At 68.4% G+C, this 24,243-nt stretch carries 15 protein-coding genes; 8 read left to right on the top strand and 7 right to left on the bottom strand.

Annotated elements, in window-relative coordinates; translation table 11 throughout:
* Positions 1–149: 149 nt before the first annotated feature.
* Positions 150–449, bottom strand: coding sequence for a hypothetical protein (locus ACVKN3_RS06700; RefSeq protein ID WP_354515734.1), 300 nt, complete (start codon positions 447–449; stop codon positions 150–152).
* On the opposite strand from ACVKN3_RS06700, the gene ACVKN3_RS06695 reads away from it, so the two are divergent.
* The 6 genes from ACVKN3_RS06695 to ACVKN3_RS06670 all read left to right on the top strand — a co-directional run bounded on the left by ACVKN3_RS06695 (position 448) and on the right by ACVKN3_RS06670 (position 14,093).
* Positions 448–9,678, top strand: a complete 9,231-nt coding sequence (locus ACVKN3_RS06695; protein WP_354515736.1) for an autotransporter-associated beta strand repeat-containing protein — start codon at positions 448–450, stop codon at positions 9,676–9,678. The genes ACVKN3_RS06700 and ACVKN3_RS06695 overlap by 2 nt on opposite strands.
* Before the next feature lie 215 nt (positions 9,679–9,893).
* Positions 9,894–11,252: a TolC family outer membrane protein gene (locus ACVKN3_RS06690; protein WP_354515738.1), complete on the top strand. Its 1,359-nt coding sequence runs from the start codon at positions 9,894–9,896 to the stop codon at positions 11,250–11,252.
* Between the two features lie 318 nt (positions 11,253–11,570).
* A complete protein-coding gene (locus ACVKN3_RS06685) occupies positions 11,571–11,855 on the top strand; it encodes a hypothetical protein (protein ID WP_285404997.1) in 285 nt (94 codons plus the stop codon).
* A 21-nt stretch (positions 11,856–11,876) separates the two neighbouring features.
* Positions 11,877–12,950, top strand: a complete 1,074-nt coding sequence (locus ACVKN3_RS06680; RefSeq protein WP_285404999.1) for an NAD(P)H-dependent flavin oxidoreductase — start codon at positions 11,877–11,879, stop codon at positions 12,948–12,950.
* 35 nt (positions 12,951–12,985) lie between these two features.
* Positions 12,986–13,408 carry a hypothetical protein gene (locus ACVKN3_RS06675; protein WP_354515740.1) on the top strand — a complete coding sequence of 141 codons (423 nt, stop codon included), beginning with the start codon at positions 12,986–12,988 and terminating at the stop codon, positions 13,406–13,408.
* Positions 13,409–13,433: 25 nt separating this feature from the next.
* Complete coding sequence (locus ACVKN3_RS06670; RefSeq protein ID WP_354515742.1) at positions 13,434–14,093, top strand: M24 family metallopeptidase; 660 nt, start codon at positions 13,434–13,436, stop codon at positions 14,091–14,093.
* 1 nt (position 14,094) lies between these two features.
* On the opposite strand, the gene ACVKN3_RS06665 is transcribed toward ACVKN3_RS06670, so the two are convergent.
* From ACVKN3_RS06665 to ACVKN3_RS06655, 3 genes are read right to left on the bottom strand one after another with little or no spacing between them, the layout of a single operon-like run.
* Positions 14,095–14,367, bottom strand: a complete 273-nt coding sequence (locus ACVKN3_RS06665; protein WP_354515744.1) for a DUF3325 domain-containing protein — start codon at positions 14,365–14,367, stop codon at positions 14,095–14,097.
* Complete coding sequence (locus ACVKN3_RS06660) at positions 14,364–15,929, bottom strand: PepSY-associated TM helix domain-containing protein (RefSeq protein WP_285405005.1); 1,566 nt, start codon at positions 15,927–15,929, stop codon at positions 14,364–14,366. The genes ACVKN3_RS06665 and ACVKN3_RS06660 overlap by 4 nt, the downstream gene beginning before the upstream one ends.
* Positions 15,926–16,234: a DUF3649 domain-containing protein gene (locus tag ACVKN3_RS06655; RefSeq protein WP_354515746.1), complete on the bottom strand. Its 309-nt coding sequence runs from the start codon at positions 16,232–16,234 to the stop codon at positions 15,926–15,928. The genes ACVKN3_RS06660 and ACVKN3_RS06655 overlap by 4 nt, the downstream gene beginning before the upstream one ends.
* Before the next feature lie 173 nt (positions 16,235–16,407).
* Between ACVKN3_RS06655 and ACVKN3_RS06650 the strand changes: the two genes are divergently transcribed.
* Positions 16,408–18,501, top strand: coding sequence for a TonB-dependent siderophore receptor (locus tag ACVKN3_RS06650; RefSeq protein ID WP_354515748.1), 2,094 nt, complete (start codon positions 16,408–16,410; stop codon positions 18,499–18,501).
* A 69-nt stretch (positions 18,502–18,570) separates the two neighbouring features.
* Positions 18,571–19,557: a glycoside hydrolase family 43 protein gene (locus ACVKN3_RS06645; protein ID WP_354515750.1), complete on the top strand. Its 987-nt coding sequence runs from the start codon at positions 18,571–18,573 to the stop codon at positions 19,555–19,557.
* Positions 19,558–20,537: 980 nt separating this feature from the next.
* Here ACVKN3_RS06645 and ACVKN3_RS06640 read toward each other — a convergent pair.
* The 3 genes from ACVKN3_RS06640 to ACVKN3_RS06630 form a co-directional block, all read right to left on the bottom strand.
* Entirely contained in the window at positions 20,538–21,983 is a 1,446-nt protein-coding gene (locus ACVKN3_RS06640) for a glycoside hydrolase family 19 protein (RefSeq protein WP_354513412.1), read from the bottom strand.
* Positions 21,984–22,087: 104 nt separating this feature from the next.
* On the bottom strand, positions 22,088–23,011 hold the full coding sequence (locus ACVKN3_RS06635) for a patatin-like phospholipase family protein (RefSeq protein WP_354513414.1): 924 nt from the start codon (positions 23,009–23,011) through the stop codon (positions 22,088–22,090).
* Positions 23,012–23,112: 101 nt separating this feature from the next.
* Complete coding sequence (locus tag ACVKN3_RS06630) at positions 23,113–24,138, bottom strand: class 1 fructose-bisphosphatase (protein ID WP_285403761.1); 1,026 nt, start codon at positions 24,136–24,138, stop codon at positions 23,113–23,115.
* Positions 24,139–24,243 lie beyond the last annotated feature (105 nt).

The following is a 24,243-nucleotide window of genomic DNA, read 5'->3' as shown; positions in this document are numbered from 1 at the left end:
ACGGATAATCGCAAGCGTTATCCGGCAAGAAATCGTTGCGCGAACATGTAGGGCATCGCCCTTCACGCAAGTGAGTCTGACGCCGCATGGCATCAACCTGTAAGCACGATATAAACGCATAAATAAAGCGCTTTTCTAAGTAAGACTACTTACGCGTAAACCGTCGTAAAGACGAATCGCGGTTGCCGCATTTGTCCACTGTTTGCCGAATCGTCGATTTTCCCGACACTTCCCTGGAAAGCACCCGGAAAGCCACCGCCAGATTTGTGCATCGGAGCGTCGATGCCGGCGCTTAGGCTTGCGCCCGAAAGCAAACGCCTGCGCATGCAGGTTTTGCGGACGTCATCGATCGGATGTCCACCACGGCCCGGAATGTTTCCGGCGCCGTCGCTGAAGTGCGCGCGATCGTCCGCCAGGCGGATGACGCGCGTGCTTATGAGGAATGTCATGAGCAAGCGCCGCGTGAAATCTGTCCGTCGTCATCCGATCAGCAAGGGCATCGGCCTTGCCTTCGCCTCGACCCTCCTGGGCCTGGTCAGCCAGCAGGTGTGGGCGGATTGCGCGCCGGGCTCACCCGCTGATGGCGTGACCGTGACCTGCTCGGGCGGCACGACCGTGGGCAACCCGTTCAACACGGCGGCCAACAACCTCACGGTGAACGTCACCTCCGACGGCCGCGTGGCACCCGTGCTCGGCCTGCTCACGCCCGCGATGACGCTCTCGGGCAACAACGTGACGCTGAACAACGCGGGCATGATCGATCCCTCGTTCCTCGGCATTCTCAGTGTGCTGTCGAAGGGCACCATCGTCGGCAACGCCAACGCCAGCAACCACGCGATTACCAACACCAACGGCATGTACGGCACGTTTGGCGTGGCGTCGGTGAACGCCGGCGACCTGGGTGGCGTAGCACTGGACATTCGCAACGGCGCCGGTGGCACCACCACGCTGGTCAACTCCGGCACCATCGGCGGCAAGCCGCTGGTCGGCGTGAGCGTGCTTGCCGTGGATGCACCGGCGATCGTCGCGTCGGGCCAGGGCAACGTCAACATGACCAATGCCGCGGGCGGTACGGTGCAGGGGCGCATCGCCTTCAATGGTACGTCCAACACGTTGATCAACAACGGACAGATCCTGGGTAGCGTCTACGTCGGTGGCGGCAACGACACCTTCGTGGCGGACACCGCCGCCAGCGTCAGCAGCACCGGCGTGGGCGTGGCGTTGTCCGTGCCCGACTTGCTCGGCGTGGGCGTGCTCAACTTCGCGTCCGCCGGTGTCGTCGACGGCGGCACCGGTGTCGATACGCTGACGCTGAAAAGTGCCGCCGGCAACGGTGCCAACACGGCCACGTCGTCGCAGTACATCAATTTCGAAAACCTCAACATTACCGGCGGCCGCTGGACCCTGGTCGGTCGCCTGGCCAACGCCAGCAACCTGACTGGCGGCACGGCGGTGCTCAACACCGCGGACAACCTCGGGGCAACGGCGACCGTATCGGGCGCGGCACTCGAAGCTGGCATCAATGGGCTGGGCGTCACCACGGCGCTCAACCTGCAAGGAGCCGGCGTGACCGTGCAGGGCACCAACACGCTGGGACTCGCGGGGGCGATTTCCGGCACCGGCTCGCTGACCAAAACCGGCACGGGCGCGCTGAGCCTCGCCGCCGGCAACACCTACAGTGGCGGCACGACGCTCAATGGCGGCAGCATCCTGCTCGGCGGCAACGCGGCACTCGGTACTGGCGCGGTCAACGTCACCGGCTCCAGCACGCTCACCGCGTCCGCGGCGACCACGCTGTCCAACACAGTGGCCGTCGGTGGGGGCACCACGCTTACCCTCAACGGTGCGCAGGCACTCACGCTCAACGGCGCACTGTCCGGCGCGGGCAACGTGATCAAGGCGGGCGCGGGCACGCTGACCCTGGGCGCGGCCAACACGCTGTCGGGCTCGTTCTCGATCAACGGCGGCACGCTCGCCGTGGGCGCGGGCGGCACCCTGCTGCCGACCCAGGCGGTGACGCTGGTGAACGGCACCACGCTCAATCTCTCCGCCGGTGCCAATCAGACGATCGGTTCGCTCGCCGGTACGGGCGGCACGGTGAACCTGGGTGGCACCACGCTCACCACGGGTGGCCTCGGCACGAGCACCAGCTACGCGGGCACGCTGGTCGGCACCGGTGGGCTGGTGAAGGTCGGTGCCGGCGTGCAGACGCTCGGTGGCGGCAACACCTTCAGCGGTGGCGTGGCGTTGAACGGCGGCGGCCTGCTGCTCGGGAATGCGGGTGCGCTCGGCACCGGCGCGCTGAGCGTCGGCGCAAACGTCACGCTGGATACCACGACGGCACTGACCCTGGCTAACAACGTCAGCCTCAATACCGGCGGTACGCTCAACCTGCTGGGTGGCCAGCCGCTGGTGCTCGGCGGCGTCGTTTCCGGCTCCGGCAACCTGGTCAAGACCGGCACGTCGCTGCTGACCTTGAACGGCGCCAACACCTTTGGTGGCGGCCTCACCGTCAACGGCGGTGGCCTGTTGCTCGGCAACAGCGGCGCCCTGGGCAGCGGCGCGCTCAACGTCAATGCATCCACCACGCTCGACGGCAGCGTGCCGCTGACGCTCGCCAATGCCATGAACCTGGGCAGCGGTGCCACGCTCAACGTGCTCGGTGGCCAGCCGGCGACGTTCAGTGGTGTGTTGAGTGGCAACGGCAGCCTGCTGAAGAGCGGTGCCTCCACGCTCACGCTGACCGGCGCCAACAGCTTCACCGGCGGCGTCAACATCGCCGCCGGTACGCTGGCGCTGGGCGCGGGCGGTACGCTGGCTGCCGGTGGCGCGGTCACCCTCGCCAATGCCGGCACGGCGTTCGATATCGCGGCGGCGGGCAACCAGACCATCGGCGCGCTGTCCGGCGTGGCCGGTACCACGATCGCGCTCGGCGGCAATGCGCTCACCTTCGGCGACGCCACCGCCCAGACGTTCGCCGGCGTCATCGGCGGCACCGGGTCGCTGGTGAAAACAGGCGCGGGCGTGCAGACGCTCACGGGTGCCAACACGTTCAGTGGTGGCGTCAACCTCAACGCGGGCGGCCTGTTGCTCGGCAACAACAACGCCATCGGCACGGGGCCGCTCACGGTGAGCGGCAATGCGACGCTGGACGGTAGCGCGGCGCTCGATCTGGCCAACGCGGTGAACCTGGCCGGTGCAACGCTCACGCTCCCCGGTTCACAGGCCGTCACCCTGGGTGGCGTGGTGTCCGGCACGGGCAGCCTGACCAAGAATGGCACGACGCAATTGACGCTCAATGGCGCCAATACCTTCAGCGGCGGCGTCAACCTCAACGCGGGCAGCCTGCTGCTCGGCAATGCGGGTGCACTGGGTACGGGTGCGCTGAACGTCGGTGGCGCGGTAACGCTGGACAGCACCACGGCGCTCAACCTCGCCAACGCGGTCAACTTCGGCAGCGGCACGTCGCTGGCACTGACCGGTAGCCAGGACGTGACCCTCGCCGGTGTCGTCGCCGGCGACGGCAGCCTGACCAAGGGCGGTACGTCGGTGCTGACCCTGGGCAACGCCAACACGTTTACCGGCGGCCTCAGCGTCACCGGCGGCGGCCTGGTGCTCGGCAACAGCGGGGCGCTCGGCACGGGTGCGTTGAACGTGGGCGGCGCGGTGACGCTGGACAACACGACCGCGGTGGCGCTCGGCAACGCCGTGAACCTCGGAGCTGGCAGCGCGCTCACCGTGCTGGGCAACCAGGACCTGGCGCTCAACAACGTGGTGTCCGGCACGGGCAGCCTGACCAAGAATGGCAACGCGACGCTCAACCTTGCGACGGCCAATACCTTCAGCGGTGGCGTGAACCTCAACGGCGGCAACCTGCTGTTGGGCAACAACGGCGCGCTCGGTACGGGCGCGCTGAACGTCGGTGCCAATGCCTCGCTGGATACCAGCGCCGCGCTCAACCTCGCCAACACCATCGGCCTCGCCGCCGGCGCCAACCTCGCCGTGCAGGGCAACCAGGCGCTGACGCTGGCCGGTGCCCTGTCGGGCGCGGGCAGCCTGAGCAAGGACGGTGCGCAGACGCTCACGCTTGCAGGTGCCAACACGTACACCGGTGGCACCACGATCAACGCCGGCACGCTGGCCCTCGGTGCCGGTGGCAGCCTGGCGAGCACCGGCGCGGTGACGCTGGCCAACGCCGGCGCAACGCTGGACGTGTCGGCCGCGGGCAACCAGACGGTCGGCGCCCTGTCGGGCGTGGCCGGCAGCGCCATCGCGCTCGGCGGCAACACGTTGCAGTTCGGTACGGCGACGGCTCAGGTCTTCGACGGTGCCGTCTCGGGTAACGGTGGCCTGGTCAAGGTCGGCGCCGGCGTGCAGACCCTCGGCGGCGTCAGCACGTTCAGTGGAGGCGTGACGGTGAATGCCGGCGGCCTGATCGTCGGCAACGATGCCGCGCTCGGCGTCGGCGCGGTGACCATCGGCGGTGCGGCCACGCTGGATGCGAACGGCCCCGTGTCGCTGGCCAACGCCATCGCCCTCAATGCCGGCCTCACCGTGTTGGGCAGCAACGCGCTGACCCTCAACGGCGCGATCACCGGAACCGGCGGCCTGACCAAGGAAGGCGCGGCCACGCTCACCTTGAACGGCCCCAACACCTACACCGGCGGCACCAACATCAACGCCGGCACGCTCGCCCTCGGTGCGGGCGCCAGCCTGGCCGGCAGCGGCATCGTCAACCTCGCCAGCGGGGCCATCTTCGACCTGTCGGCGGGTAACGGCACGCAGAGCTTCGGCACCCTCACCGGTGCGGGTACGGTCAACCTGGGCGCCAATGCCCTGACCATCGGCGGTCCCACCAACGGCGTGTTCGCCGGGGCGATCGCGGGCACGGGCGGCCTGATCAAGGAAGGCACGGGAACGCAGGTGCTGACCGGCGCCAGCACCTTCACGGGCGGCACGACGATCAACGCCGGCACGCTGGCGATCGGCGCGGGCGGCAGCCTCGCCGCCACGGGTGCGGTAAACCTCGCCGCGCCGGGCACGGGCTTCGACATCTCCGCCGGCGGCAACCAGGCCATCGGCCTGCTCAATGGCGTGGCCGGCAGCACGGTGACCCTCGGCGGCAACACGCTCACGCTCGGCGGCGTCGGCAACAGCGTCTACGACGGCCTGATCGCGGGTACCGGCAGCGTGGTGAAGAACGGCGCGGGTATCCAGGCGCTCGGCGGCGCCAGCACGTTCTCCGGCGGCGTGGCCCTCAACGCCGGCGGCCTGCTGCTGGGCAACGATGCGGCACTCGGCACGGGTGCACTGAACGTCGGCGGCAACGCTTCGCTCGATACCGGTGCCGCGCTGACGCTGGGCAACACCATCGACCTCGCCGGCGGCGCCAACCTCGACCTGCTCGGCAGCAACGCGCTGACCCTCGACGGCGCGATCTCCGGTGCGGGCGGCATCATCAAGGACGGCCCGGCCACGGTCACGCTCACCGCGGCCAACACGTATACCGGTGGCACGATCATCAATGCCGGCACGCTGGCGCTCGGTGCGGGTGGCAGCCTGGCCGGCACGGGCGCGGTGAACCTCGCCGGCACCGGCACGTTCGACATCACCGCCACCGGCAACCAGGCCATCGGTTCGTTGAGTGGCGTGGCCGGCAGCACCGTGGCCCTCGGCGGCAACACGCTGGCGCTGGCGGGTGTGACGGACGCCACGTTCAGCGGCAGCCTGACCGGCAGCGGCGGGCTGGTGAAGAACGGCGCCGGCATCCAGACCCTCAACGGCAATAGCAGCTTCAGCGGCGGCGTCACCCTCAACGCCGGCGGCCTGGTCGTCGGCAACGATGGCGCGCTCGGTACGGGCGCACTCACTGTCGGCGGCGCGGCCACGCTGGATGCCGCCAATGCGGTGACCCTGGCGAACGACGTGCTGCTCAACGCGGGTCTCACCGTGGCGGGCAGCAATGACATCATCCTCAACGGCGCGCTCACGGGCGCGGGCAGCCTGACCAAGGACGGGGCGGCGACGCTCACGCTCAACGGCACGAACACCTATGCCGGCGGCACCTTCATCAACAGCGGCACGCTGGCCCTGGGCGCCGGTGCCAGCCTGCTCAACACCGGTACGGTGAATCTCGCCACGGGCGCCATCTTCGACCTCTCGGCCGGCAACGGCACGCAGGTGTTCGGCACCCTGGTGGGCAACGGCACCGTGAACCTCGGCGGCAACACGCTGACGGTCGGCAGCGCGACCGACGGTACCTTCGGCGGAAGCATCGGTGGCACCGGTGGGCTGATCAAGGAAGGCACCGGTATCGAAACGCTCACCGGGACCAACACGTATACCGGCGGTACGCTGATCAACAACGGGACGCTCGCCATCGGCGCGGGTGGCAGCCTGTCGCCCACGGGCGCCGTGACGCTGGCCAACGTGGGCACCGCCTTCGATATCGCCGGCGGTGGCGATCAGGCGATCGGTGTGCTCAACGGCGTCGCCGGCAGCAATGTCACGCTGGGCGGCAACACGCTCACGCTCAACGGCGTCGGCAACGGCACCTATGACGGCGTGATCGCCGGTACCGGCGCCCTGATCAAGAGCGGTGCGGGTAGCCAGGTGCTCGGCGGCGCCAATACCTTCAGCGGCGGCGTCACCCTCAACGCCGGCGGCCTGGTGGTGAACGATAACGCGGCGCTCGGTACCGGCGCGCTGACGGTGGCAGGCGCGGGCACGCTCGATGCGCTCAGCCCCGTCACCCTGGCGAACGACGTGGCGCTCAACGCGGGCCTGACCGTGCTGGGCAGCAACGACCTGACGCTCGGCGGTGCCCTCACCGGTGCCGGCAGCCTGACCAAGAACGGTGGCGCGACGCTCACCCTGGCGGGTGCCAACAGCTACACCGGCGGTACGACGGTCAACGGCGGCACGCTGGCGATCGGCGCGGGCGGCAGCCTGGCCAGCGGTGGGACTGTCACCCTGGCCGGCACCGGCGGCTTCGACATCGCCGCCGCCGGCAACCAGACCATCGGCTCGCTCAACGGCGTGGCCGGTAGCAGCGTGAACCTCGGCGCGAACGCACTCACTCTCGCGGGCAATGCCGATGCGACCCTCGACAGTACCATCGCCGGCACCGGCAGCCTGGTCAAGAACGGCACGGGCACGCTCTCGCTGGGCGGCACCAACACCTTCAGCGGCGGCGTGACCCTCAACGCCGGCGGCCTGAGTGTCGGCAACGGCGCGGCCCTGGGTACGGGCACGCTCACCGTCGGCGGTGCGGCCAGCCTCGACACCACGGCGGTCACCACGCTGGCAAACGACATCGCGCTCAACGCCGCGCTGACCTTGCCCGGCAGCAATGACCTGACCCTTGCCGGCGCCATCTCCGGCACCGGCAGCCTGTTGCAGCAAGGCACGATCCGCTTGTCCCTGACCGGCAACAACACCTACACCGGCGGTACCACGGTCGGCGGCGGCACGCTGGTGGTTGGCAGCGATACGGCGCTGGGCACGGGTGGTCTGGCCATCGACGGCGCGACGCTGCAGGCGAGCACCGGCGTCACGCTCGGCAATGCCGTGACGGTGGGCGGCAACGGCGTCACCGTGCAGGGCCCGGCCGACCTCACCTTGAACGGCAGCCTCAGCGGCACGGGCGGCCTGGACAAGGAAGGCACCGGCAGCCTTACCCTCGGCGGCTCGCTGGCCGGCTTCACCGGTGGCCTGACCGTCAACGGCGGCATCCTCAACGCCAGCAACCCGTACAACGGCGGCATCGCGGTCGGCGGCGCAGGCACGATCAACCTTGGCGGTACGGGCAACACGGTCACGGTGACCGGCCCGATCGCCGGCACGGTCAACCTGGGTGGCGGCAGCACCATCGGCATCGGCTTCGGCCAGTTGCCGGCCGTGACCGGCACCGTCAACGGCACCGGTCCGGGCACCACCGTGAACGTCACGGGCTCCGGCGATGCCACCCTGCCGGGCGGCGTATTCAACAACATCGACAACCTCAACGTGGGCAACGGTACGTTGTCGGTCGGCGCAGGCACGACGGTGAATTTCCCGGGCGGCACGGTCGTCGCGGGCACCATCGCGGTCAACGGCACGCTGGGTGGGCCGGCCACGATCAACCCGGGCGGCGCGATCATCGGCGGCGGTACCGTCACCGGTCCGGTGGTGGTCGACGGCACGGTGGCGCCCAGCGGTGTACCGGGCGCGACCGGTGCGGCCGCGGGTACGGGCACGCCAGGTACGGTGCTGACGGTCGGTGGCCTGACCCTCGGCGCCGGCTCCAGCACCTATATCCGCACGGGCGCCAACGGCGTGACCGATGCCGTCGTCGTCAACGGCACGGCGGTGCTGGGCGGCACGGTCACAGTGGAGAACAACGGCACATCGTTCGGCCCGGTCACCCAGGTCAACGTGATCAGCGCGTCCCAGGGCATCACCGGCAGCTATGCCGGCAGCACCATGACGGGCAGCAACCTGCCGTTCCTGGACACGAGCTGGCAGGTGATTGGCAACAACCTGGCGCTGACCTACAGCCAGGCCGGTAGCGGGCTGGGCTCGGGCGGCATCACGTTCGACCGGTTCCCGGGCCTGGGCGCCAACCAGCGCTCGATGGCCACGGCCCTGCAACGGATCGCCGTCTCCGGTGGCGACCCGCTGTCCACCCTGTTGGGCAACGTGCGCGGGCTGCGCTCGCCGCAGGTGATCCGCGCCTTCGATTCGCTCACGGGTGAAACCTATGCCTCGGCCGCCAACGCCGAGCTGTCGGGCCAGAGCCAGTACCAGGACACGGTGTTCAACCGCCTGAAGCTCCAGCGTGACACCGGCGAGCGTGGTCCGGCCGTCTGGGCCGAGCCGTATACCTCCAGCAGCAGCTTCGACCACAGTGCGGACGTGGCGCAGACCGACTACCGCATCCATGGCGTAGTGATCGGTACCGACGCACCGGTGACGCCGGACCTGCGCCTGGGCGTGCACGCCAACGTTGCCAACTCGCGCACCGAGGTGGATCGCCGCGGCGACTACACGGATGTCGACCAGGCGGCGATCGGCCTGCATGCGCTGTACTTCAACGACAGGCAGTGGTGGGCGCAGGGCCTGGCGTCGTACGGCTGGCAGAACGCCGACAGCTCGCGGCGCATCGCGGTGGGCGGCTTCACGCCGCAGGCCACGGGCAGCTACGACGGCAAAACCACCAACGCCTCGCTGGAAGGCGGCTACCGCTTCACCCTCGGTCAGGCCATGCACCTCGAGCCCTTCGTCGGCGCGTATTACAGCAAGGTCAAGTACGACGCCTTTACCGAGAAGAATGCCGGCGACGCGGACCTGCGCGTGGGCCGCGCCAGCGCCAGCAGCCTGCAGTACGGCGTCGGTGCGCGCCTGGTCGGCGATGTGGACCTGGGCGTGGAAGGCACGAAGCTGCATCCCATCGTCATGGTTCGCTACCTGCACAACACCCGCGACAACACGGTGTCGGTCAACAATGCCTTCGCCGGCGAACCGGGTGGCACGTTCTCGGTGCAGGGCTCGGAGCCGGTGCGCAACCACTGGCAGGCGGGCGTGGGCATGAGCTTCGACATTACGCCCAAGGCCAGCACGTTCGTGTACTACAACGCCGATATCGGCAAGCGCCAGCGCAGCGATGCGGTGAACCTGGGCGTGCGCTGGAACTTCTGACGCGGCCGCTCCCCGTGACCGCCCGTGTCCGCGCGATAACGTCCGCGGACACGGGTCGGCGCCGCCGCTACATGGGCGCCGACCGGCGCAAGCTCTTGCGAAAAGGCCGTCCGGCCGTCTGAAAAGCCGGCCCGTGGTTTTTCTCGCCGTGTCTGCGCGCCGTGGCATACCGCTTGCAAATGCCCCTCTCATCTTCGAGGGCGGGCAGGGCGGACATGCAAACACGGTACGTATCGGGCGTTCTTGTGGCGATACTGGCCCTGGCCGGTGGCATCCCCGCCACGGCGGGCGCGGAAGATCTGATGGACGTCTACCGCGAGGCGGTGGCCAACGATCCGGTGCTGGCCAGCGCGGACGCGCGACGGCTGGTGGTGGCCGAAGGCGTGCCCCAGGCGCGTGCGGCCTTGCTGCCGCAACTGTCCGCCGGGCTCGAGCTGCAGCAGTTCCATCCCGGCAACATCGGCGTGCAGTCCAGCAGCGACGCCGCGCCATCCACCACCACGGACGGGCACAGCCGGCAACGCGACCTGACCCTGACCCTCGACCAGACGGTGCTGGACCTGTCGAAGTTCTCGCGGGAGCGGCAGGCGGCCGCGACGGCCCAGGCCCAGGACGCGACATACCAGGGCGAACTGCAGGATCTGTACGTCCGCGCGACCACGGCCTACTTCGACGTGCTGGTGGCGCAGGACCAGGTGGAGGTGTTCCGCTCGTACGAAGATGCCTATAAGCAGCAGTACGACCAGGCCACCACGCTGTTCAAGAACGGACTGGCGCCGGAAGCCGACCTCACGCAGTCGCGCGCGTATTACCTCTACATCAAGTCGTCGCGCGTGGATGCGGAGACCTCGCTGAAGGATGCGCGGCGTGCGTTGCAGCAGCTGACCGGCAAGGAGCCCGGCACGCTGAAGGCCCTGCGCGAAGACCTGCCGATGGAAGCGCCCGCACCCGACGACGCCAACGCCTGGGTGGAACAGGCCATGCGCCAAAGCCCGGACGTGATGGCGGCCAGCCACCTGGTCCGGGCGGACGAGCACGCGATCGCCGCGGCCCGCAGCGGACACCTGCCGACCGTCAACCTCGCCGTGAACTACGACAAGGCCGGCGCGTGGCGCAACGGCGTGCGCGGTGGCGCCGGGTACGGCACGGGTACCACCACGGTCGGACTGGTGCTGGCGGTACCGCTGTTCAGCGGCGGACTGACCCAGTCGCAGGTGCGCCAGGCGATCCACCAGCGCGACGCGGACGAAGGCGACCTGGAGTCGCTGCGTCGACAGACGGCGCGTGACACCACCAACTACTTCAACCTGGTGACCGCCGGCATCGGCCAGGTCGGCGACGCGCGCGAGGCGGTGGAATCGGGCAAGAAGGCGCTGGCGTCGATGCGCGCGGGCTACGACATCGGCACGCAGAGCCTGACCAACGTGGTCGTGGCGATCCAGACGCTTGCCGAGATTCGCACGCAGTACACCGCACTGCGCCATCAGTTCATCCTCAACAAGCTGCGACTCAAGCGCGCCGCCGGCATTGCCGAACTCAAGGACATCGAAGCGATCAACCGGCTGCTGCAATAACGTTCCGAGCCGATGGCCATCGTAGGCCATTCGCGCATGTGGCGTGCCATTCGCGCACATCGTGCGCTCCTACGGTAGGAGCGCACGATGTGCGCGAAAAGCCAACAAAGCAAAGAAGCCGCCCCTCACCTATCCCACGCCCAACCGCGCCCCACGCGCCCCACGCACCCCACGCACCCCACGCACCCCACGCACCACCAAACACCCAAGGCGCCAAACACCCCCATCGGCGTACCATATCCGCTCTTGCCTACACGGGACCCCGAGCCCATGCCGCGCCGATCCTTCCAGACACCGCTTGCGGAAGGTACTTGCCGCATGATCTGCACGATCTCGGCGGCCATGGTCGGTGTCTGCCTGACTGGCGTCGGGCTGCTGCGCGTGTCCAATGCGGTGAGCCGCACCGACAGCTGGGCCGACGACCTGCTCTCGGTCGATGCGATCTTCTTCCTCGTCGCCACGCTCAGCGCGTATTTCGCGTTGCGGACGGAAACCGAGGTGCGCCTGCACCGCCTGGAACGCATCGCCGATGTCGCCTTCATCGCCGCGATGATCCTGCTCACGGCCGCGTGCTTCTTCATCACTTACGCGGTCAGCCTCTGACCGATGCCGCGAGGAACCGCCGTGCCCGCCTGGACCGATCGCCGTGTGCTCGACCTGCTCGCCATCGAGCACCCGCTGCTGCTGGCGCCGATGGCCGGTGCAGGTGGCGCGGCGCTGGCCATCGCCGTCGCCCGGGCCGGCGGGCTGGGCGCGATTCCCTGTGCGTCGATCTCCCCCGCGACGATAAGCGAGCACGTTGCCGCCTTCCGTGCCGCGGTGACGGCACCGATCAACCTCAATTTCTTCGCGCACACACCGGTCGCGCCCGACGAGGCGCAGACGCGTCGCTGGCGGGAGCGGCTGGCGCCGTATTTCGCCGAGTACGGCGTGCACCCGGATGCCGCGCTCCCGTCAGGGGGACGTGCGCCGTTCGACGCCGCCCTGTGCGAACGGGTGGAAGCGCTGAAGCCCGAAGTGGTGAGTTTCCACTTCGGGCTGCCGGAGGCGGCACTGTTGCGGCGGGTGAAGGCCACCGGTGCCATCGTGCTCGGTACCGCCACCACGGTTGCCGAGGGGCGGTGGCTCGTCGAGCGCGGCTGTGACGCGGTGATCGCGCAGGGCTACGAGGCCGGTGGCCATCGCGGCAATTTCCTCACCCACGACATGGCGGCGCAGCCCGGCACCATGGCCCTGGTGCCGCAGATGGTCGATGCACTGCCGGTGCCGGTGATCGCCGCCGGCGGCATCGCGGATGGCCGTGGCATGGCGGCGGCGCTCTGCCTGGGTGCCTCGGCCGTGCAGCTGGGCACGGCCTTCCTGCTGGCACCGGAATCCACCGCCGCCGCCGTGCATCGCGAGGCGCTGCGCGCCCTGCGCGACGACGGCACCGTGGTCACCAATGTGCTGACGGGGCGTCCGGCGCGCGGCGTGGTCAACCGCATCATGCGTGAGCTGGGCCCGCTCGCGGCCGATGCCTTGCCGTTCCCGCTGGCAGCCGGTCCCCTCGCCCCGCTGCGCGCGGCCACCGAAGCCACCGGGCGGGGCGATTTCCAGCCGTTGTGGGCCGGGCAGGCCGGCGCGCTGGCGCGGGAGGTGCCGGCGGAGGAGATCGCGCGTACCATGCTCGCCCATGCGGCACGGCTGCGCCTGGGTTGATGCTCGCGGACCCGATCCGCGGGCGGGGGAAAGACATGATCGACGATGCCAATGAATGGATTCGGCTGCGCCGCAGCGACGATCCCGAAGACACCCAGCGCGCCATGAGCGAGGCCGTGCCCGTCGCGGTATGGGCGCAGGTCTACGAGCGCGCGCCGGACCTGCGACCGTTCATCGCGGCCCACCGCGAGGTGGCCTTGCCGATGCTGGAGCGGCTCGCCAACGATCCGGACGCGGCCGTCCGCCTCGCCATCGCCCAGCGAAAGGTTGCCCCGGAAAACCTGCTGCGGCTGCTTGCCGATGACGTGAACGAACAGGTGCGCCTCGCCGTCGCGGCCCATCCGTCGACCCGCAAGGACGTGCTCCAATACCTGTCCCGGGTCGACGGCGCCGAGGCGGTACGCGTGCGTGCCAGCGCACGGCTGCGGGTACTCACCCACCCGTCGTCGCATTCCTGACAGCCGCCTCGGAGCCGAACCCGCCATGCCTGTCGCCACGGCCGAAAACGTCGGCCATCGCTTCGCACTCGAACGCCTCCTCAGCGCCCGCGAGCGCTCGTGGGCGGCATTGCGCGATATCGCCGCGCACATCCGTCCGGGCATGACCGAGCCCGAGGCCGCGGTGCTGGCGAAGGAGCGCCTGCAGGCGGCCGGCATGGACCGCATCTGGCATCCGAGCATCCTGCGTTTCGGCGAGAACACGCTGAAGACCTTCCGCCAGCGTTCGGCGCCGGACACGGTGCTGGGCGAGGACGATATCTACTTCGTGGACCTTGGGCCCGTGTTCGACGGCCACGAAGGCGATGTCGGCGACACGTTCGTGCTGGGCGACGATCCGCTCAAGCACGCCTGCGCCGAGGCCGCCCGCGAGCTGTTCCGCCGGGGCGAGGCGCGCTGGCGCGACGGCGTGACCGGCGTCGCGCTGTATGCGTACCTGAGCGGGGAAGCGCAGGCCATGGGCTGGCGCCTCAACCACGCGACCAAGGGCCACCGCGTGGGCGATTACCCGCACGCCGTGCACAAGGCGGGCACCCTGGGTAACTTCGACGCGGCGCCGGTGCCCGGGCTGTGGATCCTCGAGATCCAGATCGCGCATCCCGAGCTGCCGATCGGCGCGTTCTACGAAGACCTTCTGGTCGCGTAGCTCACCGGGACCGCGACAGGCCCGTCACCGTCAGCGCCACGACCACCGCGCCGAAGGTCAGCACGCCGACGCCATAGACCGCGCCGAGCGCGGCGCCTTCCGCGAGCAGACTGCCGGCATAGGCCACGGTCACCAGCAGCCAGCCGGCAGCCTTCGCCGCACGCGTCCGTCCCGCCGGGAGCGACCGGCCGAACAGATCGCGCTGGTGGCGCGACATGCCCAGGCACAGCAGGGCGAAGCCGAGTACCGAGGCCACCAGCGGTAACGCGATCATGCATCCGCTCCGGCGGCGATCGCCGCGTGCTTGCGTCTCGCGCCCGCTGGCCGCCTGTACAGCTTCCACGCGGCGGTGCCCAAGGCGGCGGCCAGGGCCAGCATGGTCAGGTCGAAGCCGACGAACACACCGTCGCCGCGCGCCAGGCTAGGCAGCAAGCCGCGCTCCGTGGTCAGCTCGTCCACGACAGGCAGGGCCGCGAAGGCTGCGGCGCCGAGCATGAGCACCGCCAGCCAGGCGCGCCGCGGCCGTTGCACGCAGGCGATCAACAGCGCGGCGCCCCAGCCGATGAAGAAGGCATGCACCTCCCACGTCGCCCGGTCGTCCATGCGCACCGGCAATAGCCGGTTGGCCAGGAAGTGGCAGGCGAAGGCCAGCGGCAGGCCGGCGACGGTGGCGATATTGAGCCGCTCGACCAGTACGAAGCCGAGATGGGGCCGGTCGGGATCGGGGAGCTGGAGGCGCCGTTTGGCCGTCCACAGGACCAGGCCTGTCGCCACCATCAGCGTCCCGGCCAGGCTGCACAGGAAATACAGCCAGCGCAGCGCGTACGGCGCGTAACGCCCCGCGTGCAGGCCCACCATCGTGCTTTCGGTCGCGCTCGCGCCCCCCTTGGCGGCCGGCAGCGGATGCATGTGTCCCGTCGCGGCATCGAAAAGCAGGGTCTTCTCGCGGGCATCCATGGCGTCGCCGCCACTGCGGAACAGGCGCACCACGCCGTGCCGGTCGCCCGGCAGGGCGATGTCGATGAAGCCCGGCTGCGCGCCGCCCCACACCTTCCGCGCCTGGGCGATCATCCCGCCGAGGGAGGCCATCGGCGCGGGTTCGCCGGAACGCACCGGCGGCGATTCGCTGCCGAACGCGTCGGCGAAGTAGGCGGCCTTGTTCGGATACGCCGCCGCCACGCCCCAGGGCATGTACAGCGATTGCAGCGTGACCAGGCCGGTAAAGGTGATCATCAGGTGGAACGGCAGTGCCAGCACGGCGCTGAGGTTGTGCGCGTCCAGCCAGGAGCGTTGGCCCTTGCCGAAGCGCAGGGTGAAGAAGTCGGCGAAGATCTTCTTGTGCGTGATCACCCCGCTGACGATGGCCACCAGCATGAACATGGCGCAGAAGCCGACCACCCAGCGAGCCCAGATCACCGGCATGTAGTGCAGGTCGAAGTGCATGCGATAGAGGAACGCGCCGCCCAGGGTGGGGCGCGACACCACGGGCTGCCCGTTGCCGTCCAGCGTCAGCGTGTTGTCGCGCGCCGCGCTGCGGTCTTCACCCGCCTGCCGCCAGTAGACCGTGGAGGCGATGGCGCGCTGGCCGGGCAGGGCGATGGACCAGCTGTCCGCGTCGGGCTGGTGGGCGGTAAGCCACGTCACCGCGCCTTCCGCGGCGCGCGTCGGCTGGCGCACGCCGGTGATCTCCGGCTGCATCCATCGGGTGATCTCGTCCTGGAAATACGCGCTGGTGCCGGTCGCGAAGATCGCCAGCAACAGCCAGCCGACGAGCAGGCCCGCCCAGGTATGCAGCCAGGCCATCGACTGGCGCAGGCCACCGTTGACCCCGTTCATGCCGCCGCTCCGTGCAGCGACGCCGCCAGCGCCACCGCGAGCGGTACGCCGATCGCCGCCAGCCCGATCCAGGCACGTGCCGCGCTGCGCGAGGCGAACGCGAAAATGGCCACCGCAGCGTAGACCGCGAACGAGACGAGCATGCCGGCGACCACCGCCTCGACACGCGCCATGGGCAGCCAGCGCGCGCACGCCGCCGCCACCAGGGCCGCCAGCGCATAGCCGCCGAACACCGCGGCGGTGGCTCGGCCCGTCACGTCCAGCGCCCGCATGGGGGAGATGCCTGTCGTCTTGCGCCTGCTCATGCCGGGATGTCTTTCGCCGTGGTGTGTGCGGAAACGGGTCGACAAGTGTACGCAAATGCGATTCATTCGCAATCTCAGCGTAAGGTATTGCGGTACCTGCCACATGTGCGGCATCATGGTAATGAGATTCGTTCGCGTTAACCGCGACATTCCCCCGCTACGGACCCATGCTCATGATCCTTCCCAAGAAGGCGCTGCCCCTGCTCATCGCAGGGGTATTGGCCTCGCACGCTTCCTTTGCCCAAGACACGAACCGCACCGACAAGGCCGTCCAACTGGATGCCGTCGACGTGCATGGCGTCAAGCTCGACCAGGGCTACACACGGCAGGACGCCGAGGGCGCGACGAAGACCGATACGCCGATCGTCGAAACGCCGCAGGCGGTGTCGGTCATCTCCGGCACGCAGATGCTCGACCAGGGCGTGCTGACGGTGCAGGACGCGCTGCGCTACTCGGCCGGCGTGCGCTCCGATGCCTACGGCGTGGACAGCCGTGGCGACGACGCCTTCGTCCGCGGCGCGTCGTTCACCTCTTACCTCGACGGCCTGCGCCAGTCGTTCGGTGGCTCCTACGCACGCACCGAGCCCTACTTCCTCGACCATATCGAGGTGGTGCGTGGCCCCTCGTCCGTGCTTTACGGACAAGGCACCACGGGCGGTCTGATCGGTCTCACGTCGAAGCGTCCGCAATTCACCGCGGCGCACGAGGTGCAGGTGCAGGTCGGCAACAACGCGCGCAAGCAGGCCGCCTTCGACTTCACCGGCCCGCTGGATGCGGCCGGCCATTGGGCGTATCGCCTGATCGGCGTGGTGCGCGACGCCGACTCGCAGATCGACCACGTATCCGACGACCGCAAGGCGATCTCCCCCTCGGTCACCTGGCAGCCCGACAACAACACCCGCTGGACCGTACTCGCCAACCTGCAGTTCGACCACAACGGCTCCTCGCTGAACTTCCTGCCGCACGCGGGCACGCTGCTGTTCAACCCGAACGGGCGCATCCCGACGAACCGCTTCGTCAGCGAGCCCGGCTTCGATCGCTACGACACGAACCAGCGCGCGGTGTCGTCATTCTTCGAGCACCGCTTCAACGACACGTGGAAGTTCACCCAGAACGCGCGCTACTCGCATGACAACGTGGACTACCGCTCGCTCTACCCGAACGTCTATACCAACCCTGCGTATCCGTTCCTCGACGACGATCAGCGCACGGTGTCGCGCTACAGCTACATAGCCCTCAGCCGGCACAAGCGCTTCGTCACGGACACGCGTCTCGAGGGCGATTTCGACACAGGCAGCATGCATCATCGTGTGCTGCTCGGCGCGGACCTGGGCTATTCGCATACCGACAGCCGCAAGGGCAACGGCGTGGACCTCGTCCCGTTCGACCTGTACGCACCGGTCTACGGCAACGGCTTCGTGCCGCCCGACATCCTGCCGGCACCGTCCAGCCATACGCGGCAGACCGGGTTCTACGTGCAGGACCAGATCAACTGGGGCGAGCACTGGATCGGCACGGTGGGCGTGCGCCACGACCGCGCCACGCTGACCACCGGCGACAGCCGCTCCGTCGACAACGCGACCACCTCCCGCTTCGGCGTGATGTACCGTTTCGACAACGGGCTGGTGCCGTACGTGAGCTATACCGAATCGTTCCAGCCGCTGGACAGCCTGGATTTCTACAACCGCCCCTACGAGCCGTTGCGCGGCAAGCAGTACGAAGCCGGCCTGAAATACCAGCCGGTCGGCGGTTCGACGCTGCTCACCGCGACGTACTTCGACCTGCGTGAGGAAAACCGACTCGCGCCCGATCCGCAGAATCCGCTGAACCAGATCCAGGCGGGCCGCGCGAAAACCCGCGGCGTGGAGCTGGAAGGCAGCTCACGCCTCGGCAGCCATGTCGACCTCATCGGCACCTATACCTGGACGAAGGCGCGTCCGGACGACGGCACGATCGTCGCGGGCCTGCCGAAGAACCAGGCCTCGGCGTGGGGCGTCTACCATGTGAACGACGCCGACAGCGACGGTTTCAGCTTCGGCATCGGTGCACGCTACATCGGCACCAACTACGACGAGACCGGCACGCTCGTGGTGCCGCGCAAGACACTGTTCGATGCGATGGTGGCCTACACGCAGGGGCCGTGGCGTTTCTCCGTCAATGCCGCCAACGTCACCGACCAGGCGTACAGCGCCACTTGCCTTGCCCGTGGCGACTGCTTCTACGGCCCACGCCGCAGCATCATGGGTAACGCCAGCTACCGCTTCTGATCGACCGTGGATTCCGGACGTCCGAACCGTTATGGTCGGACGTTCGGCTCGGGCGAACGGGAGATCGGCATGCGGCTAGGCAGGTTCATCGGGGGCGCGGTGCTTGCCGCGTGCGTATCCTTCGGCGCGCTGGCCGCGCCGCCGCCGGGGCATGCCGGCAACCCGGTATTTCCCGGTTGGTACGCCGATCCGGAGGCGGCCATCTTCGATAGCACCTACTGGATCTATCCCACCACCTCGCTGCCCTACGCCCAGCAGAACCATTTCGACGCGTTTTCCTCGCCCGACCTGGTCCACTGGACGAAGCACGCCGACGTATTGTCGATGCGTGACATCCCCTGGGCGAAGAAGGCGCTGTGGGCGCCAGCGCTGGTGAAGAAGGATGGCAAGTATTACTTCTTCTTCGCCGCCAACGATATCCAGAACGACAAGGAAGTCGGCGGCATCGGCGTGGCCGTGGCCGACAAGCCTGACGGCCCGTTCAAGGACCTGATCGGCAAGCCGTTGATCGGCGCCTTCCACAACGGCGCACAGCCGATCGACCAGTTCGTGTTTCGCGACGACGATGGCACGTACTACATGATCTACGGCGGCTGGAAACACGCCAACATCGTCAAGCTGAAACCCGACTTCACCGGCGTCGAGCCCATGGCCGACGGCACCGTGTTCAAGGAAATCACCCCCGCGCCGGAGTACGTCGAAGGGCCGTTGATGTTCAAGCGCAACGGCAAGTACTACTTCATGTGGTCGGAGGGTGGATGGACCGGTCCCGACTACTCGGTGGCGTACGCCGTGGGCGACTCGGTCACCGGGCCTTTCCGCCGCGTCGGCAAGGTCCTCCAGCAGGACCCGAAGATCGCCACCGGCGCGGGCCACCACTCGTTGTTCCATGTGGCGAAGGACGATAGCTGGTACATCGTCTACCACCGCCACCCGCTGGGCGACACCAACGGCAACCACCGCGCGACCAGCATCGACGAACTGCATTTCGCCGCGGACGGCAGCATCCTGCCGGTAAAGATGACGCGGGATGGCGTTGAGGCCAAATCGCTGTAGGAGCGCACGATGTGCGCGAAAAGCCAACAAAGCGATGAAGCGAAAGCTCTCGACACGCTGTGGTTTACGGTTTGTTAGAGCCCTAGAGCCTTAGAGCCTTAGAGCCGTGGTGTCGTGGAGCAAGAGCCGGCGGGTAGCCCCCTCGGGGCCACGCCTGCGGCGACCCGCTAAGGAAGGGCCGCTCCGCGGCCGTATTCTTATCGCCCTTCGGGCCCGGGTCGGGCTTCGAACGGGGGTTTCCGATTCGCCCTCCATGGCTCAGCGGAAACGGCCGGCCGTCCTGGCCGGCCCCGCTACGCGGCCTTTTCCGTTCGAAGCCCTCGCCTGCGGCTACCGGCCCCGAGGGGGCTACCCGCCGGCTCTTTCCAAGACTGAGGTGGGTTGTGACGCGAGCGGTCGCAGACGTGCGGGGTATGGCGTCGCCGCTTTGTTGGCTTTTCGCGCACATCGTGGGCTCCTACCCCCAGGGATAGGTCAGTTTGTGGCATATCCAACGCGTGATCTGCGGTCTGGGGGTAGGAGCGCACGTACGTGCGCGAACCCTCGACGTATCTAAGGCGACCGATGCCATGCGCAACAGGCAGGCGAGCGTTCCCACCTACGAAGCGAAACCTGGCTCTACGCTCTCCCACACGTAACCTCACCGTTGGAAAGAGCCGGCGGGTGCCACCCTCGGGGCCGGTAGCCGCAGGCGAGGGGTTCGAACGGATAAGGCCCGCAGGGGGCCGGCCAGGACGGCCGGCCATTTTCGCTGAGCCATGGATGGCGAATCGAAAATCCCCGTTCGAAGCCCGACCCGCCCCGAAGGGCAATCAATAAACGGCCGCGGAGCGGCCTTTCCTTGACGGGTCGCCGCAGGCGTGGCCCCGAGGGTGGCACCCGCCGGCTCTTGCTCCAACGCGCACAAGCTCTTGCTCCAACGCCCCAGCTAAAAGCGCACCGTACCCAGTCAAGTGCACGGTGCGCCCCCTACGGAAAGATCAGCGCCGTGTATCGTCCACAATCTCCACATCCGGGAACGCCTTACGCACACAGGCGACATACTCACCCGGCTTCAGCGCGGAAAACGCCGTCTGGTAGCCGACGAGCTTGCAGCCCGGCTGCTCGCTCCAGTTGTTTTCCCAATACACCGGCAACGCACCGGCACCGCCTTCGGCGAACTGCTTCATGCCCTTGCAACCGAGAACTTCATCGGCTCCCACCGGCACACCGAGCGTGGCGGCAAAGGCGCGGTAATAGGTGATGCGGTTGCGTGACTGCAGGTGCTCGTCCTGGCCGCCGCACTCCACGCCGCCATTGATGATCTGCGTGGTGACGCCGAAGCCCGGCACCAGTCCCGCCGCACGATCCGCCGCGTTGGGCTGCCAGGTGCCGTCGATGACGTGCAGCATGGACGGCTTGGGCGGCTGCGGGTAGGTGAAGAAGAACGTGGCGCTGGCGAGGTTCAGCCAGGTATCGGCCACGCGCTCGGGCGCATCCAGCAGGGTTCGTACGTCACCGTACATGGCTTCGGAAAACGGACCGTAGTTGTAGTTGTACGACAGCTGCTTGGCCCCGCGGCCGAAGTAGCTCTTGAAGGCGCCATCGGCGTAGGTGCCGCAGGGCCAGGTATCGGCGATCCACCCCTGGCTGGCGCACTCGCCGTTGTAGCCGCCACGCGCGCCCTCGGTCCAGCCCATCTCGCGCACGTAGGCCAGCGCCTGGCGGTATTCCTCCTCCGGCCGCCACGATTCATGCGCGCCGGTTTCCTGGGCGAAGTGCGCGAACATCGTGGCCAGTGTCTTCCGGCAGATCGCTTCCGCATCCCGGCCGTCGTCGTAGTCGGCGCATACGGCCGGAAACTTGGCCACGGCCTGGAGCAGCCCGCGGTAGGAATACTCCGGTGCGCGCAGCGGGAACAGGTAGGCGAAGCGCGCCGCGTCCACGATCGATTCCACGCGTCTCACGTTGGCCGGGTTGCTCGCGCGACCCGGTTGCACGGCTTCCACGGAGGCATTGTCCAACGTGCGGATGGAGGCGCGCACGGCGGTCATCAGCGGGTCGGTTGTCAGGCGGGCCTCGTCGGCCAGCAACTGGCTGAGCAGGACCTCGCGAGGCTTGCCGGGTGGCGGCGAGGGTGGGTCGACAGGGTTGCCCGGATCGCCAGGATGGCCGGGTGGGTTCGTTCCCGGGCAACCGGTGGGCGTGTCCCTGGCCGTGCGCTCCCAGGGTGTATCCCACGGGTGGGCGACCTGGTCGACGTGGGCGGGCGAATGGCCGGGCTCGACCCACCACTTCGCGCGGAAGACATCGCCCTTGAACGTGACGACGCAGTTCTCCGTGTAGGTGGAAGAAGGGTCGTAGTCCTGGGCGAATGCGGCGGGTACGAGGGCGAGCGCACACAGGGCGCTCGCGACATGCAACGTGCGGAACGGCGTGGAATACATACAGCCTCCATGGCATCGGGCAAAGCGGGCCGCAGGCCGGCCCGCCCGCTCACGCTAGCGCGGCAGTTACGAACTGCCCATGGGAGTCGTCCTAAAAGCGCCGATCAGTGCGCGGGCACCGGCGGCTTGCCCATGGCGGCGGTCTTCTGCGCGATCTTCGCCCGGATCGCCGGAATGGCGGCCAGCGCCGCGCGTTCGCCCTCGAGGATGGCGACGTTCTTCTGGTCGAAGTCGGTCGGGCCGATCTGGCCGACCTTGGGGCGGATGACGATGTCGGCGCGGCCCAGTTCCTGCTCCGCCAGGCGGCGGCCCATGATGGTGATGGATTGCCCGACCACGCCCATCATGCTGCCGGGGTTGCTGCCGTCGGGACGCGCGGAGATATCCACGGCGATGACGATATCGGCGCCCAGCTGGCGTGCCGCATCCACCGGCACGGGGCTGACCACGCCGCCGTCGACGAAGTGCCGGCCACCGATGTCCACCGGCTCGAACACGCCGGGGATGCTGCTGGACGCGCGCACCGCCTGGCCGGCGTTGCCACGGATGAAGATGGCGCGGTCGCCGTTCTCCAGCTGCGTGGCCACGGCCGCGAACGGCGTGTGCAGTTTCTCGATGGGCGTGTTCTTCACCAGCGCGTTGACGTAGTCCTGCAGCTTCTGCCCCTGCACCAGCCCGCCGGAAAACAAGCGGACGTCGCGGATGTTGCTTTCGTCCAGCGCGAAGGCCTGTTCCTGCAGCTGGAAGGCATCCATGCCCGAGGCATACAACACGCCGACGACGCTGCCGGCGCTGGTGCCGGACACCACGTCCGCGTGGATGCCGCTGGCTTCCAGCATCTTGATGACGCCGATATGCGCAAAGCCCTTGGCCGCGCCGCCGCCGAGCGCCAGGCCGATACGTGGTTTGGCGGCCAGTACGGGTACGGCCGTATCGGCCCGCTGGTCGGGCTTGCTCCCGCCGAAACAGCCGCTGAGCAGGGTGGCAAGCAGGAGCGGAAGCAGGGTGCGAGCGCGGCGGAACGTCATGTCGGCGACCAGGAAAGGGGCAGGCGGATCATCGGGCGCGGGCAGGGCGCCCGGGTGACGAAGGGATGGCGTAACCCGGGCGCACTGGCGCCCGGGGACGATCAGTCGCGCGTGTGGTCCGCATCCAGGTGGTAGCGGGTGGCCACGTCGATCTCGTTCTTCGAGCCCAGGAACACCGGCACGCGCTGGTGCAGGGCCGTGGGCTGCAACGCCATGATCCGTTCGCGGCCGGTGGTGGCGGCACCGCCCGCCTGTTCGACGATGAAGGCCATGGGATTGGCCTCGTACATCAGGCGCAGCTTGCCGGTGCCGCCCTTGCCGGTGATCTTGGCGTCCAGCGGATAGATGAAGACGCCGCCACGGGTGATGATCCGGTGCACGTCGGCCACCATCGAGGCCACCCAGCGCATGTTGAAGTCACGCCCGCGGGGGCCGTCGGCACCGGCCAGCAACTCGCCGATGTAGCGCTGCATCGGCGCTTCCCAATGGCGCTGGTTGGACATGTTGATGGCGAACTCCGCCGTTTCGGCGGGGATGGTGATGGCGCGGCGGGTCAGCACGAAGCTGCCGTGCTCACGGTCCAGCGTGAACTCGTGCACGCCGTGACCGAAGGTCAGCACCAGCAGGGTGCACGGGCCGTAGACCACGTAACCCGCGGCCACCTGTTCCGTACCGGGCTGGAGGAAATCGGCGGTCTTCGGCTCGGTGACGCCGTCCGGGCAGCGCAGCACCGAGAAGATCGTGCCGACCGACACGTTCACGTCGATGTTGGACGAGCCGTCCAGCGGGTCGAACAACAGCAGGTGGTTGCCCTTGGGGTACGCATCGGGAATGGGCTGCGGGTCTTCCATTTCCTCCGAGGCGCAGGCGGCGAGGTGGCCGCCCCAGGCATTGGCTTCGAGCAGGATCTCGTTGGAGATCACGTCCAGTTTCTTCTGGGCCTCGCCCTGCACGTTGTCCGAGCCGGCGTTACCAAGCACACCGCCCAGGGCGCCCTTGCCGGTGGCCACCGAGATGCGCTTGCAGGCGCGGGCGACCACTTCGATCAGCAGGCTGAGCTGGGCATTGATATGCCCCTCGCGCTTTTCTTCGATCAGGAACTGGATCAGCGAAATCGGTTTCGTCATCGGACGGGCTCGGGCGCGAAAACCCGCATTGTCCGGATGTGGCGTGAACGGCGCCAGAGGGCTGCTGACAGAACGCTGTCAGCAGCCCTGGCGCAGACTCGTCCC

Source organism: Luteibacter sp. PvP120 (assembly GCF_054055715.1).
Note: the sequence above shows the minus strand (reverse complement) of the source record. Positions and strands in the feature narration are given on the sequence as shown.

What these genes read in the sequence shown, in the direction of transcription:
- ACVKN3_RS06695 (WP_354515736.1), top strand. Translation starts at nt 448, where the DNA reads ATGAGCAAGCGCCGCGTGAAATCTGTCCGTCGTCATCCGATCAGCAAG.
- ACVKN3_RS06675 (WP_354515740.1), top strand. Translation starts at nt 12,986, where the DNA reads ATGATCGACGATGCCAATGAATGGATTCGGCTGCGCCGCAGCGACGAT.
- ACVKN3_RS06665 (WP_354515744.1), bottom strand. Translation starts at nt 14,367, where the DNA reads ATGATCGCGTTACCGCTGGTGGCCTCGGTACTCGGCTTCGCCCTGCTG.
- ACVKN3_RS06645 (WP_354515750.1), top strand. Translation starts at nt 18,571, where the DNA reads ATGCGGCTAGGCAGGTTCATCGGGGGCGCGGTGCTTGCCGCGTGCGTA.
- ACVKN3_RS06660 (WP_285405005.1), bottom strand. Translation starts at nt 15,929, where the DNA reads ATGAACGGGGTCAACGGTGGCCTGCGCCAGTCGATGGCCTGGCTGCAT.
- ACVKN3_RS06650 (WP_354515748.1), top strand. Translation starts at nt 16,408, where the DNA reads ATGATCCTTCCCAAGAAGGCGCTGCCCCTGCTCATCGCAGGGGTATTG.
- ACVKN3_RS06700 (WP_354515734.1), bottom strand. Translation starts at nt 449, where the DNA reads ATGACATTCCTCATAAGCACGCGCGTCATCCGCCTGGCGGACGATCGC.
- ACVKN3_RS06655 (WP_354515746.1), bottom strand. Translation starts at nt 16,234, where the DNA reads ATGAGCAGGCGCAAGACGACAGGCATCTCCCCCATGCGGGCGCTGGAC.
- ACVKN3_RS06685 (WP_285404997.1), top strand. Translation starts at nt 11,571, where the DNA reads ATGATCTGCACGATCTCGGCGGCCATGGTCGGTGTCTGCCTGACTGGC.
- ACVKN3_RS06635 (WP_354513414.1), bottom strand. Translation starts at nt 23,011, where the DNA reads ATGACGTTCCGCCGCGCTCGCACCCTGCTTCCGCTCCTGCTTGCCACC.
- ACVKN3_RS06630 (WP_285403761.1), bottom strand. Translation starts at nt 24,138, where the DNA reads ATGACGAAACCGATTTCGCTGATCCAGTTCCTGATCGAAGAAAAGCGC.
- ACVKN3_RS06670 (WP_354515742.1), top strand. Translation starts at nt 13,434, where the DNA reads ATGCCTGTCGCCACGGCCGAAAACGTCGGCCATCGCTTCGCACTCGAA.
- ACVKN3_RS06690 (WP_354515738.1), top strand. Translation starts at nt 9,894, where the DNA reads ATGCAAACACGGTACGTATCGGGCGTTCTTGTGGCGATACTGGCCCTG.
- ACVKN3_RS06640 (WP_354513412.1), bottom strand. Translation starts at nt 21,983, where the DNA reads ATGTATTCCACGCCGTTCCGCACGTTGCATGTCGCGAGCGCCCTGTGT.